This window comes from Methanosarcina sp. UBA289 (assembly GCA_002496565.1).
In the GTDB taxonomy this organism is placed as follows: Archaea; Halobacteriota; Methanosarcinia; order Methanosarcinales; family Methanosarcinaceae; genus Methanosarcina.
Genome location: DAKJ01000017.1, coordinates 257904 through 272991, shown reverse-complemented (window position 1 = coordinate 272991; position 15088 = coordinate 257904). Strand labels below are relative to the sequence as shown.

At 35.8% G+C, this 15088-nt stretch carries 15 protein-coding genes; 12 read left to right on the top strand and 3 right to left on the bottom strand.

What is annotated here, in order from left to right; translation table 11 throughout:
• Window positions 1-163: 163 nt before the first annotated feature.
• Together BP549_RS07390 and BP549_RS07385 are read left to right on the top strand one after the other, a co-directional pair.
• The gene (locus BP549_RS07390) at window positions 164-1213 is read left to right on the top strand and encodes a GTP-binding protein (protein WP_292379476.1); all 1050 of its coding nucleotides are present in this window, start codon (window positions 164-166) and stop codon (window positions 1211-1213) included.
• Between the two features lie 709 nt (window positions 1214-1922).
• The gene (locus BP549_RS07385) at window positions 1923-2351 is read left to right on the top strand and encodes a PKD domain-containing protein (protein WP_292379474.1); all 429 of its coding nucleotides are present in this window, start codon (window positions 1923-1925) and stop codon (window positions 2349-2351) included.
• Between the two features lie 658 nt (window positions 2352-3009).
• Here BP549_RS07385 and BP549_RS07380 read toward each other — a convergent pair.
• Window positions 3010-3309 (bottom strand): acetolactate decarboxylase, encoded by a 300-nt coding sequence (locus BP549_RS07380; RefSeq protein ID WP_292379472.1) that lies wholly within the window; start codon window positions 3307-3309, stop codon window positions 3010-3012.
• 106 nt (window positions 3310-3415) lie between these two features.
• On the opposite strand from BP549_RS07380, the gene BP549_RS07375 reads away from it, so the two are divergent.
• On the top strand, window positions 3416-3901 hold the full coding sequence (locus BP549_RS07375; protein WP_292379470.1) for a serine protease: 486 nt from the start codon (window positions 3416-3418) through the stop codon (window positions 3899-3901).
• A gap of 128 nt (window positions 3902-4029) precedes the next feature.
• Here BP549_RS07375 and BP549_RS07370 read toward each other — a convergent pair whose 3' ends face one another.
• Both BP549_RS07370 and BP549_RS07365 read right to left on the bottom strand, forming a co-directional pair.
• Window positions 4030-4452, bottom strand: a complete 423-nt coding sequence (locus tag BP549_RS07370) for a secondary thiamine-phosphate synthase enzyme YjbQ (protein ID WP_292379469.1) — start codon at window positions 4450-4452, stop codon at window positions 4030-4032.
• 159 nt (window positions 4453-4611) lie between these two features.
• Window positions 4612-5100, bottom strand: a complete 489-nt coding sequence (locus tag BP549_RS07365; RefSeq protein ID WP_292372235.1) for a hypothetical protein — start codon at window positions 5098-5100, stop codon at window positions 4612-4614.
• A 342-nt stretch (window positions 5101-5442) separates the two neighbouring features.
• Here BP549_RS07365 and BP549_RS07360 point away from each other — a divergent pair, with 342 nt between their 5' ends.
• The 9 genes from BP549_RS07360 to BP549_RS07320 all read left to right on the top strand — a co-directional run bounded on the left by BP549_RS07360 (window position 5443) and on the right by BP549_RS07320 (window position 13792).
• Entirely contained in the window at window positions 5443-6084 is a 642-nt protein-coding gene (locus BP549_RS07360) for an HAD family hydrolase (protein ID WP_292379467.1), read from the top strand.
• A gap of 503 nt (window positions 6085-6587) precedes the next feature.
• Window positions 6588-6749, top strand: coding sequence for a hypothetical protein (locus BP549_RS07355; RefSeq protein WP_292379466.1), 162 nt, complete (start codon window positions 6588-6590; stop codon window positions 6747-6749).
• Complete coding sequence (locus BP549_RS07350; protein ID WP_292379465.1) at window positions 6715-7023, top strand: alcohol dehydrogenase catalytic domain-containing protein; 309 nt, start codon at window positions 6715-6717, stop codon at window positions 7021-7023. The genes BP549_RS07355 and BP549_RS07350 overlap by 35 nt, the downstream gene beginning before the upstream one ends.
• On the top strand, window positions 7020-7175 hold the full coding sequence (locus tag BP549_RS07345) for a hypothetical protein (RefSeq protein WP_292379464.1): 156 nt from the start codon (window positions 7020-7022) through the stop codon (window positions 7173-7175). Before BP549_RS07350 ends, BP549_RS07345 begins: the two co-directional genes overlap by 4 nt.
• Window positions 7176-7616: 441 nt before the next feature.
• On the top strand, window positions 7617-8039 hold the full coding sequence (locus BP549_RS07340; RefSeq protein WP_292379463.1) for an IS1/IS1595 family N-terminal zinc-binding domain-containing protein: 423 nt from the start codon (window positions 7617-7619) through the stop codon (window positions 8037-8039).
• A gap of 801 nt (window positions 8040-8840) precedes the next feature.
• The gene (locus BP549_RS07335; protein ID WP_292379461.1) at window positions 8841-10157 is read left to right on the top strand and encodes a hypothetical protein; all 1317 of its coding nucleotides are present in this window, start codon (window positions 8841-8843) and stop codon (window positions 10155-10157) included.
• A 384-nt stretch (window positions 10158-10541) separates the two neighbouring features.
• A complete protein-coding gene (locus BP549_RS07330) occupies window positions 10542-11912 on the top strand; it encodes an MBL fold metallo-hydrolase (RefSeq protein ID WP_292379458.1) in 1371 nt (456 codons plus the stop codon).
• A gap of 88 nt (window positions 11913-12000) precedes the next feature.
• Window positions 12001-13182 (top strand): DUF1015 domain-containing protein, encoded by a 1182-nt coding sequence (locus tag BP549_RS07325; protein WP_292379455.1) that lies wholly within the window; start codon window positions 12001-12003, stop codon window positions 13180-13182.
• A gap of 463 nt (window positions 13183-13645) precedes the next feature.
• Window positions 13646-13792 (top strand): DUF1328 family protein, encoded by a 147-nt coding sequence (locus BP549_RS07320; protein WP_349682355.1) that lies wholly within the window; start codon window positions 13646-13648, stop codon window positions 13790-13792.
• Window positions 13793-15088 lie beyond the last annotated feature (1296 nt).

Sequence of the window (15088 nt, the reverse complement as noted above, 5' to 3'; positions counted from 1 at the left end):
AAAGCCGCAAATCCTGACAAGTTCCAAAGAGCGGTACTGAATGAAGTTATGCAAAAAACAATCTGGCCAATGACAGTACATCTAAGCTCCAAGCTCTCTGGAGGTATTGTTTTACGCGGAGAGAGTTTCAGATTCTTACTTAACTTATGGACGGTGTGAATGCATGAAATGTATAATAATAGGGGGATTCCTAGGAAGCGGGAAAACCACACTGATAAGAAAACTTGTTGAACACCTGGGAAAACAGGGGCAGAAAACGGCAGTTATCGTTAACGAGATCGGAGAAATAGGGATTGATGGGGATACGATCTCGGAAGGTAAGATTGAAACCAGAGAAATTACAAGTGGCTGCGTTTGCTGTACTCTGAGAATCAGCATGGAATACACTCTGAGAAATCTCATTGCCTCTTACAATCCTGACACTGTTATAATAGAGCCTACAGGAATAGCTTTCCCGGGGCAGATAAAAAGGAATATCGAGAGTATGGGAATCTCGAAAATAACTTTTGCTCCAATAGTGAATCTTGTGGATGCCGGCATTCTGAGTAAGGAGAAAGGCGAGCTGCAAAATTTCATGAAAAACCAGATAGAAGAGGCTGAGCTTCTGGGTATCAATAAAGTAGAACTTATAAATTGTGAGGAACTCCTGGAAATCTGCCTGCTCCTGCGCAAATTAAACCCGAAAGCAAAAATGCTCCATTTTTCGGCGAGGCAGGGAGGAAAAAATTTTGATAAATTGCTCGAGCTGCTGAACGAAACCAGCAAGAAAGAAATAACAGAGAGCAGGAAAAATTCAATTCAAATGTCCGGAGTTTCGGCTTATTCATCTGAGTTTGAAATCACTTCGCAGGAAATTTCTCTTGAGACTGCAGTTTCGGTTTCGGAGCAGATCTTGAATAATATAAAGAATAGAGTAAAAGAACTGAATTCCGAATTTACAGGGCATATCAAGCTCTCATTTGCTCATAAAGAAAACTTTGTAAAGGGAAGTGTGACTTCAGCCCACAGAATTCCGGAGATAGAAATTTTCAAAAAAGAAAAAAACGTACTGTCCAGAATAAAAGTGCTTTCTGCCGTAACCTCGGTGCCCCAGGATGAGCTCATTAAAATTGTGGACCTGGCGATAAGAAGGCAGTTGGAAGACAGTAGGCTTTCTTTCAAAAAAGCAGTAAAAAGCCGGCCAAGTTATAGCAAAGTAACATTGGTTTCTTAATCTGGACAACCTCGGAAGTAAATTTCCAGGTAACTACGGTCAGTACGCTTGGTTGAAGTATCCTACCTACTAAATATATACCTTGGTTACCTTGAGGATTCCGAACCAGAGTGTTACCAAAGTCAACCTGCAGTTCAGCCAATGCTTTTGATTAGACTGGCTTTGAACCCTCTACAAAACACGTTGAAGCATCATAATCTTTCTTTGCAAATCAGAACTTCTTAATACGTTTCCCATTTTTTAATTTCTATCTTTCTTAAATCCCCCAGTCAATTAGACTTTTTTAATCTGATCCATTTCCAGACCCGTAAAGCTTAGCCCCTGATAATGATAGAGAAGACTCTGGATCATGGCTTTGTCTCTGGTATACCTTAAAAGGAAATGCGCCTGAACTCAAAATAGATGGAGTTCTATTAAATTGTGAAGGTTTCGGCGATTCTTGTTGAAAATAAAGAACTGTCTTAAGACCTAGTATGACATAACCTTCCAATAATCCTTATTTCTAAGCTTGTAAGAATTGAGAAGAGTATTAAATGGATTTATAGTGTTATAATCTTTTAGATTGGAAAGTAAAGGTTTATAAAGCTTTAAATTTGCCTTCATTTTTTATTAAATTTCCTGGAAATAAGTATGCTTATATGTTAATTTCCCCTGTGATTTTTTATTACGGGTGTTCCCGAATAAAACTAAAAAAAAGCAGGAGGAAAGAATGAAAAATAATAGAAAGTTTATATGGAAAATAACAGTATCTGTTTTCACCGTATTAATGATATTGACTTTGTTGTCTGCAGGAGCCTCTGCAAAATGTACTGTAACCCCAACTCCTCTCGGTGCAGGAACTCCTCCAGCAACGGCCCGGCTATCCTGCGGGAATAATCATATTGATTATACGGCAGTAGCCGCTTCTTCAAGTGACCCACGAATTGTACAATTTAAGGATCTATCAAAGGGTAAAGAGACATATATCAGATGGGACTTTGGAGATGGAACCCATCTCGAAGGAACAAAAATTACTCCAGCACTAAAAAATCCGGTACATAAGTATTCAAAGACTGGTTATTATATTAGTTGTTTGACTATCAAGTGTAATGGTTGTGTTGGGAAGTTGTGGGTTCATAAGAATGTTGTTATTAAATAGATTTGAAAAAGTTATAAATTTACTTTTCATTTCTAATTATTGGAAACAGTATTTTTGCATTAAGCTAATCCCAAAACCCCAAATTAATTCTTTGAATCATATATTACGAATAATCAGTTAAGTTTTAGAAATGACTCAAGAAAATAATGTTAAAAATTTAATGATTTGAGACTAAAATTGGTTTTGGGATATGCTTTTGTACTGGATGACTCGTCTCCTGATTTAACTAAAATTCAGAGCCAAATTAAAGCTAAAAAATTGGCTAAGAAGAAGTCATGTTTTTGGCCGTGGAATAGTATGGTAGTATATGGGATGGGACGGTTTCTCCATATTGTGGAGAACATTATAATATGGGAAATGTATTTGAAACTTCAGTTAATTTAATCTGGAATTTGGTTCTGAATTAACGAGTTATATCAAGAATTACGCTCATCTTTAACTGATCAAAAATCTAATTATTGGCAAATTTGTTGGCAGGACTGTTGGCCGCATTAAAACAGTTACATTGAAAATAATTCTTAGAAAAATAATTGTATTCTATTTTTTCGATGAATAATACTTGATTTTATCTGAGTTATATCGAGATTTATATATAATGCGCGAACTCAAGCTCAGTTTATTAAATTATCATGAGCTTGAATCCGGCTTAGGTTAAAGCTCAAACTCTTTTTTCTACAGTTTCCATTTCTGAATTTAAGTCTTCTCTCAATTCTACTTTTGAAAAGCTGTCGCTCGTGGGAAGTTCCATAAAAAAGGCTGTTTTTATATCGAGAGCAGCAGTTTCATTCTCAAACTCGAAATCAAGGACATGCCCACCTGCACTCCTGTTTGCGGTAATGAAATGAAGATGACATCGAAGAACATTGATACTACTCACATAATTGGAGATCCGGAAACCTACCAATGTACTGCTTACATTTTCAAATTCAAAAACATTCTGATTCTCTATGTCAGACACGAGCTAATTCTATATAAAATATATAACGCTAAATATAGTCGAAGCATAAATTACTGTAAAAACCGAAAATAACCATAAACCAGGCCCAGGTGAAATCGGCAGGTCAATGAAGCTTATGATAAAATCAGGCGGCTCTTTTTTCTACGATGGAAAGCGCTGTACCATCGGTGCTGTCATTTCGCTCAAAGGATTGCCTTACATGGTTACGGTTTCTCATTTATTCAAAGGGGAAGGAGATCATTTAACAGTTGATGGAATGAAACTCGCTGTTACGAAAATTTTGAAAGACTATGATTTAGCCCTAATAGAGATTCCTCCTGAATGTATAGTTAAAATTACCGAGCTTGGCAGTGCAGCTGAACTGGAGGAAGCATTTCTTGTCAATAATATCCATATTATCCGGTGCAGAGTAATTAATTCCGGAGTTTCATTGCTTTATCTAGGTTTTCGATGCCTTGATATGCCAGAACCGGGAGATAGCGGTTCTCCTATCCTGCAGGCAGGGAAGGTAATAGGGATTATTTCTTCTGTGATGCTGGACAATTGCATGGGAATTGCAATATCTTCCAATGTTCTACGCAGCCTGGGATGATAATTAAGATTAAATTTAAGATCAAAATCAGTCTTATAGTTATGGTTCTTTTAACGAAATAACTTTTTGTAAATGACCTTAAAAAATCAATACTTAAAGCAATCGCTCTTTTAGGGAAATAAAGCAGTTCAAGACTCACCTATAATCTGCAGTTTTATTTTTCTTACTTTCTCAATCCTATCAAAATTAATGTACACAATCTGTTGCCAGGTTCCAAGAGTAAGGTTTCTTTCAACGAAAGGTACTGTAAGGCTCGGGCCGATAAGCATAGCTCTTAAATGAGAGCCTCCGTTATAATCTCCCCAGGTCTTATGGTGATGATAATCCTTGTCCAGGGGGATTAACTTATTAAGCGTTTCAGAAACATTTTTTAAAAGATTTGGCTCAAACTCCATCGTAGTTATTGCTCCGGTTGAACCAATGCAAAAGATCGTAACCGTTCCAGTTCTTATTTTTGATTTTCTTACTTCTTCGGAGGTAATCTCGGTGATATCAACAATTCCGCAGTCTTTTTTTCCAGTGACAGAGATTTCTCTTGTTTCGATAGGCATAAAAAGATAATTAATATGTCCTATTAATAAATTCTTGTAAATCTCTGAAAAATATCCCAACGGTCTTGCTACTGCCGCATTGCTTTTAAAGACACAATCGACGCAAAAGTCAGGAAAGAGTTGAAGATATCTGTTTTTGGATTTTATAACCCAGTCACCTTAATCTTCACCGTTGAAGATTATTTGGCGACCCTGTTTGGTTTTACTATTCTGGCTGGTTTCACTATTGCTGGTTTCACTTTTGTTAGTCCCATTATCTTTACTGGTTTCATTATTCTGATTAGTTTTATGATTCTGACTGGCATCGATAACCTGGCTGGTGATGACATTTGTTTCGCTTTCCTGAATGGCTTTGTGTTGCTGGCGGCTTCCTAAATCTAATTGGCCATCAGGATAGCCCTCATCATAGCCATGTACGTAACCTTCGTTGTAACTTCGGTTCTCACCTAAACCTGCTTTGACATCATAATACTTGCTATCGAAGGCGGCCTGGTAGCTGGCTCGGTAGCCGTCTTCATAGCCCTTCTGGTAGTCTGGGGTTTTCATACCCACTAAGCTTGCTGTTGTTAATGTCAAAGCTACTATAATAAAGACTGCCAGCAAAATTCCACCTAATTTAATCCAGTTTTTATACGGTTGGTTTATCAATCAACTTTCCCTCAGCAGATTGTTATTAATAGAACGTTCACATTTACCTGTTAAATAATATGTTTTATTGTAAATGCTGTAAATTCCTTTATATAATATACAGAATACCTACAGTCGTTTAAGTGCTAATAAGACTATGCTTGTCTTGGTTACTTAATAATGTGTATATTTCTTTTGAATTTTACTCTTACTTTGTATTCTCAGTTCCAATAATATTAATCCTATCAATATAACGAATAAATAAAAAACCTTTCTTTTTGGACGAAAAGATATTATGTCAATACAGCAGGGCTTTATGTCACTGTTGCAGGATTCTACAGCAGCAGAATTCAAGAGGGAAAGATGAAATATACTACTATTATTTTTGACTTTGACTACACATTGGCCGACACAACAAAAGGTATTATATCAAGTTTTAACTATGCCTTCAGCAAGCTGGATATTCCCTCCTTTGACCATGAAAGTATAAAGAGGACCGTCGGATTACCACTCAATAAAGCATTTGTCCAGCTAACAAATAATGAAAACGAGATTTTTATAAACCGTTTTTTAAGCTTGTTTCGGGAAAAGGCCAACGAAGTAATGTCTAAAGATACCATACTGTATGCCGACACACTAAACACGTTACAGTTATTAAGAAAGAGTGGGCTCAACACAGGTATTGTAACTACAAAAAATCGTTTTAGAATAGTTGAGACTTTAAACCTGCATGGGGGTCTGGACTTAATAGATATTATTGTAGGAGGAGAGGATGTTGAAGTACCCAAGCCGTCTCCAGAAGGGCTATTACTTGCAATTGACATCCTTAACGAAAAACGGGATAATGTGCTCTATATTGGAGATAGCCTGATAGATGCTAAAACAGCCTTAGCGGCAAATGTTGATTTTGCGGCAGTGACTACAGGAACGACAAAAGAAACTGAATTTTTGCAATATCCGTATGTAAAGATAGTAAAGAACTTATCAGAACTTTTTAATGAGTAAAAGCTTTTCCTTTTACGCTCAAAATCCTTTATTGAGTGTTAAAAAGAACATAAAAATCCTAAAACTGAATCAAAAGATAGGATATTAAATCAAAAATAGAATATAACCAAAAGTAGAAAATTTTAGAAACTTTTCTGTATTTTTTAGTTTATTTAGCAGAAGTTATCTTCACTTCTTTGACGGTAGTATATTTCTCTCCATTTGCCTCTTGCTCGGTTTCTAAGTGATTCTCTAATTTTGAATCCGGCTTTAAGTTGTAAGGTAACTTGAAAATTCCATTCTACTCCAAAAACACTGAATATAATTTGAAACCCTTAGATCAGGTTCTGCAACAAATAAATAGATTTAAGCAATTTTATAAAAACTGTTAATATAAAATAATGATTATGAACTTATCCTTATAAACTTATCCTTATAGAGACTTCTCTGCCTTTTAAAGTAGATTACAGACACAGTAGGCACAAGACTTGGCAGAGAACCTTCATGAAGTTGTGGGGTGTTTCATGAAAGCTATAGTTTGTAAAGAACCAAATAAAGTGACTGTAGAAGAGGTAGCTGATCCAAAGATAGAGCATCCAGGAGACGCTATAATCAGGCTTACTTCGAGTGGTATTTGCGGAAGCGATTCATATGTATCAAGGAAGGACTGTTGCAAAACCCGGTAAAGTACTCGGGCACGAGCCTGTTGGAGTTATAGAAGAAGTTGGAAGTGCCGTGACTTCTTTTAAAAAAGGAGATCGAGTGGTCGTTACCTTCAATGTTGCCTGTGGGCATTGTATGAACTGTGTTTGGGGCTTTACAAGTGCTTGTCTGACCGTCAATCCTGAGATAGCTGGAGGAGCTTTTGGATATGCCAAAATGGGAATATATCCTGCCTCTTGGACAGCTGTGGGAAAAGGGCTTAACCATTGGAACAGAACCTGTCAAAAGATGCAATGAAAAAGAAAAATACTTGGACAGCTGTGGGAAAAGGGCTTAACCATTGGAACAGGGCAGACCCCAGTGAAGAAGACAATTTTAATGCTCAGGGATATGATAATTGCAGGCATAGCAAGGCCAAGCTTTATAGTAAGTCACAGGATCTCTATTGAAGATGCACCTGCCGCTTACAGAGAGTTTTCTCAACGTGCAGACGGCTATACAAAAGTAGTGATTAAATTTTAACAGTGCTATGTGTGGACACTGAGTTTTTAAAAGCATGTTTTTCCTTTTTCCGGGCTAATGAAAGCAAAGGATGTCTTTATGGTTTGGAATAATCTTGAGGTATCAAAGCTTAGATAAATCTGATTGTCAAAAGAAAGGACTCAACACTTTTCTCCTTTCATAAATAATAAAATATGAGAGAATATAATATATATAATAAAATATAATGAATATGAGGGAATTTTATTTATATAATTGCATGAGTTAATCTGATAATGTGTTTTGAATAACGATTTTCTTTATACTAAGAATCTGTCTAAAAGAGAATGTTTGAAACGGAACCGAGCAAAATAAATATATTATTGAAGTTACAACTTATTGATTATATTATGTCAGTTGAAAGCCAAAATGAGACTGTTTGCCCAAATCCTGAATGTAAATATTATCTCAGGGTGGAAGGAAAAGCTATTATAAAGCGAGGAAAGTATAAGACTGGACACCAGCGATACTATTGTAAACATTGTGGAAAGTTTTTTATGGATACTAAAGGTACCGCTGTTTATCGCAAGCATCTGTCCGCAGATGAGATTAGATTGATATATCGGCTTTTTCTTGAAAAAAATGGGATACGAAGTATTGAACGAATAACAGGGCACCATAGGGATACAATAAGCCATTTGATAAAAGACACGGTAAAGAACCAGAAAACGGAAGAATATCTTGTTAATCAAATCGGGCTGACACCTAGTGAATGTAAAAAATTATGGGTGCTTTTGGAAAAGAAAAAGGAAACCTCCCGAAAGGTTACCTGAAAAAGCAGGCACATGCCTATTCATGGGTATGGACAGGCAGTTAACAGTGGCCAAAAATATAACCCTTATAAAAAATATATGCCCTTCTGAAAAAAGAATTATAATTTGTGCAACGAATAAGTATCACATATAAGTACGATATTATAATTATATTTAAATAATAAATAACATTGTACAAGAGGATACTTATCTGAAGAAATTTACATGGATATATCAATTCAATAAATTAATCTGCTATTGAGGAATTCCTTTTTATATTGACGTGCTTATTGAAAATACTTAAAGTTATTCCTTGGGACAGCTACTAAATCTATTTTTTCTTTTAGATTCTGAGAAGTTTGAGAGGTACGTCAAGAGTTTGTCAAATAATATGGATTTATGCAGCAAAAAGCCACCTAAAATCTACATATTATGTTTCCTGTCGGCTATTATATTGTCCAGAAGTGCTTGATTTTTGCAGTAATTCCTTCTTAGATAAGAACAATAATGATTTTTTGATTGAATTAATAATGTTTAAGTTATCTTTGTCTTAATAGTTCACCTCTCTTTCAATGACTAGTTTTCAGTGGTGATTTACGAGCTTGATTATAATCTCCAAATATTTACAATTTCCATAAGTATTTTATAGCGGGACACATAATCAAAATATGCACATTATGAAAAATATCCATTCCCTGTAATTTGTTTAAAAATTATAGTTTATTAAGCAAAAATCTTATACTGCAAATTTGCAGGCGATTGGAGTCCCTGAGTGCGTCAGTTAGATGTGTATATTCCTTACAGAAGAAAGGAGCCAGAAATATGAGTAAAAGTACAGCGTTGAAGGTAGCATCCCAGTTTCTAAGTTTATTGCTTTGCCTTATATTGTTACCGGCTGCATTTGCTCAGCCAGAAGATCTTAATGGAACAGTAACCTATGAGAATGGAACTTACGAAAGTGATATTGTTCCTGGGCTAGAAGAAATTTACGGAAATTACACCGTACACGATATAAAACCAACCTATTATTCGGTATATCTCATGCCGGGAGAAAATAAAACCTTCAATGTCAGTTTCATAAACGAAGGTAATGAAACCCTAGACATAGCCCCGAAAGTTATAGCTACACCTGACTATTATTATGAAGTAAACGAAAGTTGGGTTACAATTTTCCCTGAAAACGTAACGGTAAGCCCTGGTGTAAAGCAGAATTTTGCCATCGACGTAAATATTCCCGAGGGTACGGAAAGTGGGGAATATGAGGCACAGATAGCCTTCACAAATGATACTTATCCTGAAGAATATGATGATCCTATATACATCCAAGAATATACTGAAGAATATAGTGATTCTCTATATGTCAATGCGATGTACCTTCGGGTCTCAGTGCCTGTCCGTCCAAAACTTGAGCTTCAGACAAGTTATATTTCTGATACCATTGAGCCTGGGAAAGAATATGTATACTCGATACAAATTAAAAATGTAGCAGGGAAAGATGTCACTATTGATCCGAAAATAATGAACTATGAGATATATGACTATTCATTTGAAGAACCTGCTTTTAGTAATGACATTATAGAAATCTCTGCACCTTCAATCATAAAAGCCGATGAAATCGCAAATATGACCATAAGGGTACCAGTTCCGGAGAATGCAAGCGGAAGTTATGGTGCTTTCATCGAAATGAACGCTGATGGTAATGAGAATGACGGATCCGTCCCTCAAATAGGCCTGAGCTTTATGGTTGATAAACAGCCTACAGTTCCTTACGTAAAAACCTTTAATTCCACAACTGACGATCCGATAACGATTGAAGTTTCGGCTGAAACTTATGACCAAAATGCATTGGTTCGCATCTCTCCTCAAAAAGAAGAACCATATTTTGAAATGAACCTAACATGCAATTCCAACCCTGTTAATCTGACCCTTGTGAAGGCCACTGAGAGTGGTACCGTATATTCTCAGGGATACGCTTTACCTATCTGGGCAATAAAAGATGATTCAAATTATCAGAGTGACAGCAGTAAATATATAGAAAAATATAGAGTGCCCGGAACAATCGGAACCTGGGAACTTACGATTCTCCCGAAAAACACAAACAGTTTCGAATACTCAATAACTGTAGGAGAGTTCGAATAAAAGTTGAAATAAAAACTGAATCTCATGTAGATATGGGAAAAATTACGAGAAGCTGACAGGATTCATTTTCAATTACACCAAGTTTCTGGTTATACTCATTAATTTTTTCCATCATCCATTATATTTTTTAATATTATTTTTCTAGAAATATTATCTAATACATATTACTAATATAATTACACCTTTATTATTATTATTATTATTATTATTAATATTATTATTATTATTTTTCTGTTTTATTTTAATATTAGAATTTTACTCTAAATAGCTTTCTGGAAAATGTAATTTTTCATAAGAAATATGAAGTATGCGGCTCTAATTAGATAGAGAGAAACCTGCAATAGTACAGAATTCTCATAAATATAACTGAGGAAGGGGTTTAGATTGAAATTCGAACGCATTAAATCGGAAGGTCTGGCTCATCTTTCTTATTTTATTGGCTCGGAAAATGAAGCCATAGTTATTGACCCTCGAAGAGACTGTCAGATCTATGTCGATCTTGCCAGAAGAGAGGGTATGAACATAAAATATATTTTTGAAACTCACAGAAATGAGGATTATGTAATAGGTTCCCTGGAATTGAAGGAGCTTACAGATGCAGAGATTTATCACGGTCATGGAGTGGAGTTCAAATATGGAAACTATTTAATTGAAGGCCAGAAGTTTGATTTTGGCTCAATGAGATTGGCTGCTTTGCATACTCCGGGCCATACAGACGAGAGTATGTCCTATATCTTGACAGACCTTTATACAGGAAAAGAGCCTGTAATGGTTTTTACAGGAGATGCCCTATTCGTAGGAGATACGGGAAGAACTGATCTTTATGGCTCGGAGGAAGCCCAAAGAATGGCATCAAACCTCTATGACAGCATTTTTAACAAAATCCTTCCCCTGGGAGATGGAGTTATATTATGTCCTGCGCATGGCGCAGGCTCGGTTTGCGGCGGAGCGATTGCCAAACGGGACTACAGTACTCTTGGACTTGAGCGTATCCAGAATCCTGTTCTGCAGAAAACCGACAAGGAAGAATTTATCAAGTTCAAACTTGAAGAGCAGCTCGAATTTCCTCCTTACTTCGAGAAGATGGAGCAATACAATCGGGAGGGCCCTACTCTGCTGCATGGTCTACCAGTTCCGAAGTTGCTTTCACCCTTGCAATTCAGAGCAGAAATGGAAAAAGGGGCAATAATCGTGGATACGCGCATGCCCCACTCTTTTGGAGGAGCATATATAAGAAACTCCTACAGTATCTGGCTCGGAGGAATACCTTCCTTTGCCGGCTGGGTGCTTCCCTATGATAAACCAATACTCCTCGTGTTGGAGGAAAAAGAGTCGCTTGAACCCGTTTTAAGGTATCTGGTTCGCTTGGGTTATGACAATATCACGGGTTATTTAAACGGTGGAATTGCAGCCTGGTACATGAAAGCCTTACCCGTAGATGGATTTAATTTTATGTCTGTCCATGATCTGAAGAATAAACTGGAAAAGAAAGAGGAAATAACACTTCTGGATGTGAGGAAAAAGAAAGAATGGGATGAAGGGCACATTCAAGGAGCTAAACATATATATATTGGCGAGCTTGAGAAAAATCTGGGCACCATCCCCAAAAAATCTCCGGTAATCATTTATTGCGATAGTTCCAAGCGCTCCAGTATAGCAGCCTCAATTTTGAAAAAGCATGGCTATAATAGCGTATATAATGTGCTTGGTAGCATGACTGCATGGAAAAGTGCCGGATATGACATAGTAAAATAAGCTTATTTTTTCTCCAACTTTCTTTAAGCTGCACATTCAGAAAAGGGGTTTAGAAATCTTTATATTCTCTCTCTTATTTTAACTTACCATGGTTTTACATGTTCCTCGCATTCTTCTTCCAAAAGATAATTGGGATAAGTGGGCAGTGATTGCCTGTGATCAGCACACTCAGGATCTGGAATACTGGAAAAGAGTTGAAGAATTTGTTGGAAACGCTCCTTCTACGTTAAATCTAATTTGTCCGGAAATATATCTTCCTTTAGATGAGAATAGAATAAGTAAGATTCATAAATCTCTAAGTGATTACAAAAAAGTTCTTATTGACCATGGCCCCTGCTTTATTCTTGTAAGACGTTTGGTCTCAGGTAAGGAAAGAATAGGGCTTGTGGTGGCAGTTGATCTGGAAGAATATCAGTTCAACGGGTCCGACTCGATTATTAAGCCAACAGAAGGCACTATTAAAGAAAGGCTTCCAGCAAGAGTGAGGATAAGGGAAAACGCGGAACTGGAACTTTCTCACATCTTAGTATTATACGACGATCCCTGTTTCTCAGTTACAAGAAATCTAGATGATTTCATTTGTGAAGAAGATCAAGTTTATGATTTTGATCTTATGGAAAAGGGTGGCCATATTACGGGTTACAGGATCAATAATGAAAAGGTAATTAAAGAGATTTCGGAGAAAATCCTTAGTCTTGGACCCCTTCTTGTTGGAGATGGAAACCACAGCCTTGCTGCTGCAAAGAGTTTCTGGGAACAGATAAAAGGGACCGTACAGGCCGATCATCCTGCAAGGTACGCAATGGTTGAGCTTGTAAATGTTCACGATCCTGGTCTTTCCTTTGAGCCGATTCACAGAGTTGTCAGTGGAATTGAGCCTGAAGAGCTACTTAAAAAATTCAATGCAAGGATTGAAGAAACTAAGGACTGTCCTTTAAATGCCGATTTTCCGTTCACAGGACATTCAATAGGGTTTACTACAAAAGACAGATCTGGTGTGCTGGTTTTTGATAATCCTATGTACGATCTTGAGGTTGAGACTCTTGATGAGATAATTGACAGTTATTCAATTGAATATGAACATGATCCTAAAGTCGTGGAAAAACTTGGAAAAAAACAGGGTAATATTGGTTTCTTCCTCCCCCCATTAAAAAAGAGCAACTTCTTTCCTCTTATTAAAAAGAAGGGAGTTCTCCCAAGGAAATCCTTTTCCCTTGGAAAGGAAAATGAGAAGAGATATTATATCGAAGCCAGAAGGATTGTTTCATAATCTTATCTGTCCTGTAAATTCTTTCAATTTTCTTTTTATACTTCCTGAATCTTCCTTTCTTTTCCTTTATCTTACCTTGTCTACTTCTGCATTTATTTTCTTGTTTTATCTTTCTATACATTTCTTTATCTTCATTTTATATATTTGTATAATACTCAATTGTTTTATTTTAACAGTAAGGTATATAGTGTGTTTTCATGAAGTATTAGATCCTGATATTTATTCAATTACCTTTGCTTAATTTCATTTCTGTGTCTGATTACAGAACTCGATGCCGTTTAATTGTAATAAACAGGAAGGATTTAGAATACGTATATGTAATCTTAAAAGGAGTGATTTCAATTAAAAAAAGATCTCTATTTATAACAAAGCGACTTAATTTGACAGTCAAATTATAAATACCTTTAATCTAATAATTAATTTATTAGCTAAATACTCACTGGGGGAGTGAAATATACCGGATTTGATAGGACTTGCTGTAGCCTTTCTAATATTGGCATTGATCGCATATATACTGGGCGCGCGGGGAGTTGCCGGTTTTTCAATGGAGATTGCAAAGTGGCTCGTTATAATCTTTATTATACTTGCAATCATCTCGTTCTTTTTATGACGGCAGCCTTTACAAAGCGAACGCTGATTCATAATAGGTTCTTGTATTAATAGGGAGGATGGACAAGTAATAAACCATAATCAAGAGATCAAAACCGGTTTTCTTTTCCTTATACTTTTTTCTGATATTCAGGCACATAGAAATTAATTTGTTTATTTGAAATTAATTTGTTTATTTTTCATCCCAGTTCAGGGATTTCTTATTAACCGATCCTTATTATAATTACTTTTATATTTTTAAGTGAATGTTTTGAATTTTTAAGCTAATTTTTAATTTATTAAAATACTTATTCTAAAAATTACTTCAGCCCCATTTAAAAGTTTCATTCAAATTATGATTGGGAGTTTCTCAGTGAGCTTTTGAATGAGCTTTTATAGAGTTATTTAAGTCTAATTGAATCAAAAAACAGAAACTGAATTAATAGAAGTAAATAATTAATTTAAATTAAATTAAATTAAATCAAATAGCAAAATGAAGGTTTTAAGCCCTCATTTTCCTTTTTTATACTCCATTTAAGGGTAAATTAAAGAATATTATAAACTCTTATTTACTTTTTATTGATGAAATTTTTATCCTTCTATTATTGATAAGCAAAATATTTATATGAGAATTATATTACAATACCCTCCATGGGCTATATGAAAAAATTTCGAGATAGGTATAAAAATCATTATTATGTTTGATAATGATATTTTGAAAGTTTCTTTTCAACTTATCCTTACCTCCGGAAATGGCTTCTCTGCCCTGCATGCACATGATTGTGTAAGCAAAAACTCCTCTGCATCAGAACATTCCTCAACGAATGAAGGAAATTGGGATTATCCTGAATGGGTAAATCGGAATTTCAGGTTATTCAAACCCTTTTTAAGGTTATTTTCAGGATTCTGGGCTTTTGATTGCCCTAAAACTACATCAGGTTAATTAAAAGCTGAATACCGATATCAAACCAAATCCCTGACAGAGGAAATCTCAAATCAGTTTTTCAGGAAGCTATCTTACCTCATTATGATAAGTCTGGAATGATTCCAAAAAGCTTTTATATCAAGTCGAGGTGGTACTCCATAGAAATCTGGGGGGAACTTTAAAAGATGTTTATAGAGTTTATTCATCTTCAGGTTTCAGAAAAACTGCATAACCAGGAATTTGCTTTGCCACTACTGAAACAGTTAAATCGACTACGAGCTTGTGGAGTTAAAATGGAAAAAGGTTCTACGAGTTTCGTAAGCAGATCTAAGAGTGCAAAAACATATTTCCAGCTTCAAAATGCAGCCAAAATCCCTGTTGAATCCGAAACGC

What these genes read in the sequence shown, in the direction of transcription:
- BP549_RS07390 (WP_292379476.1), top strand. Translation starts at nt 164, where the DNA reads ATGAAATGTATAATAATAGGGGGATTCCTAGGAAGCGGGAAAACCACA.
- BP549_RS07385 (WP_292379474.1), top strand. Translation starts at nt 1,923, where the DNA reads ATGAAAAATAATAGAAAGTTTATATGGAAAATAACAGTATCTGTTTTC.
- BP549_RS07375 (WP_292379470.1), top strand. Translation starts at nt 3,416, where the DNA reads ATGAAGCTTATGATAAAATCAGGCGGCTCTTTTTTCTACGATGGAAAG.
- BP549_RS07370 (WP_292379469.1), bottom strand. Translation starts at nt 4,452, where the DNA reads ATGCCTATCGAAACAAGAGAAATCTCTGTCACTGGAAAAAAAGACTGC.
- BP549_RS07360 (WP_292379467.1), top strand. Translation starts at nt 5,443, where the DNA reads ATGAAATATACTACTATTATTTTTGACTTTGACTACACATTGGCCGAC.
- BP549_RS07355 (WP_292379466.1), top strand. Translation starts at nt 6,588, where the DNA reads ATGAAAGCTATAGTTTGTAAAGAACCAAATAAAGTGACTGTAGAAGAG.
- BP549_RS07350 (WP_292379465.1), top strand. Translation starts at nt 6,715, where the DNA reads ATGTATCAAGGAAGGACTGTTGCAAAACCCGGTAAAGTACTCGGGCAC.
- BP549_RS07345 (WP_292379464.1), top strand. Translation starts at nt 7,020, where the DNA reads ATGAAAAAGAAAAATACTTGGACAGCTGTGGGAAAAGGGCTTAACCAT.
- BP549_RS07340 (WP_292379463.1), top strand. Translation starts at nt 7,617, where the DNA reads ATGTCAGTTGAAAGCCAAAATGAGACTGTTTGCCCAAATCCTGAATGT.
- BP549_RS07335 (WP_292379461.1), top strand. Translation starts at nt 8,841, where the DNA reads ATGAGTAAAAGTACAGCGTTGAAGGTAGCATCCCAGTTTCTAAGTTTA.
- BP549_RS07325 (WP_292379455.1), top strand. Translation starts at nt 12,001, where the DNA reads ATGGTTTTACATGTTCCTCGCATTCTTCTTCCAAAAGATAATTGGGAT.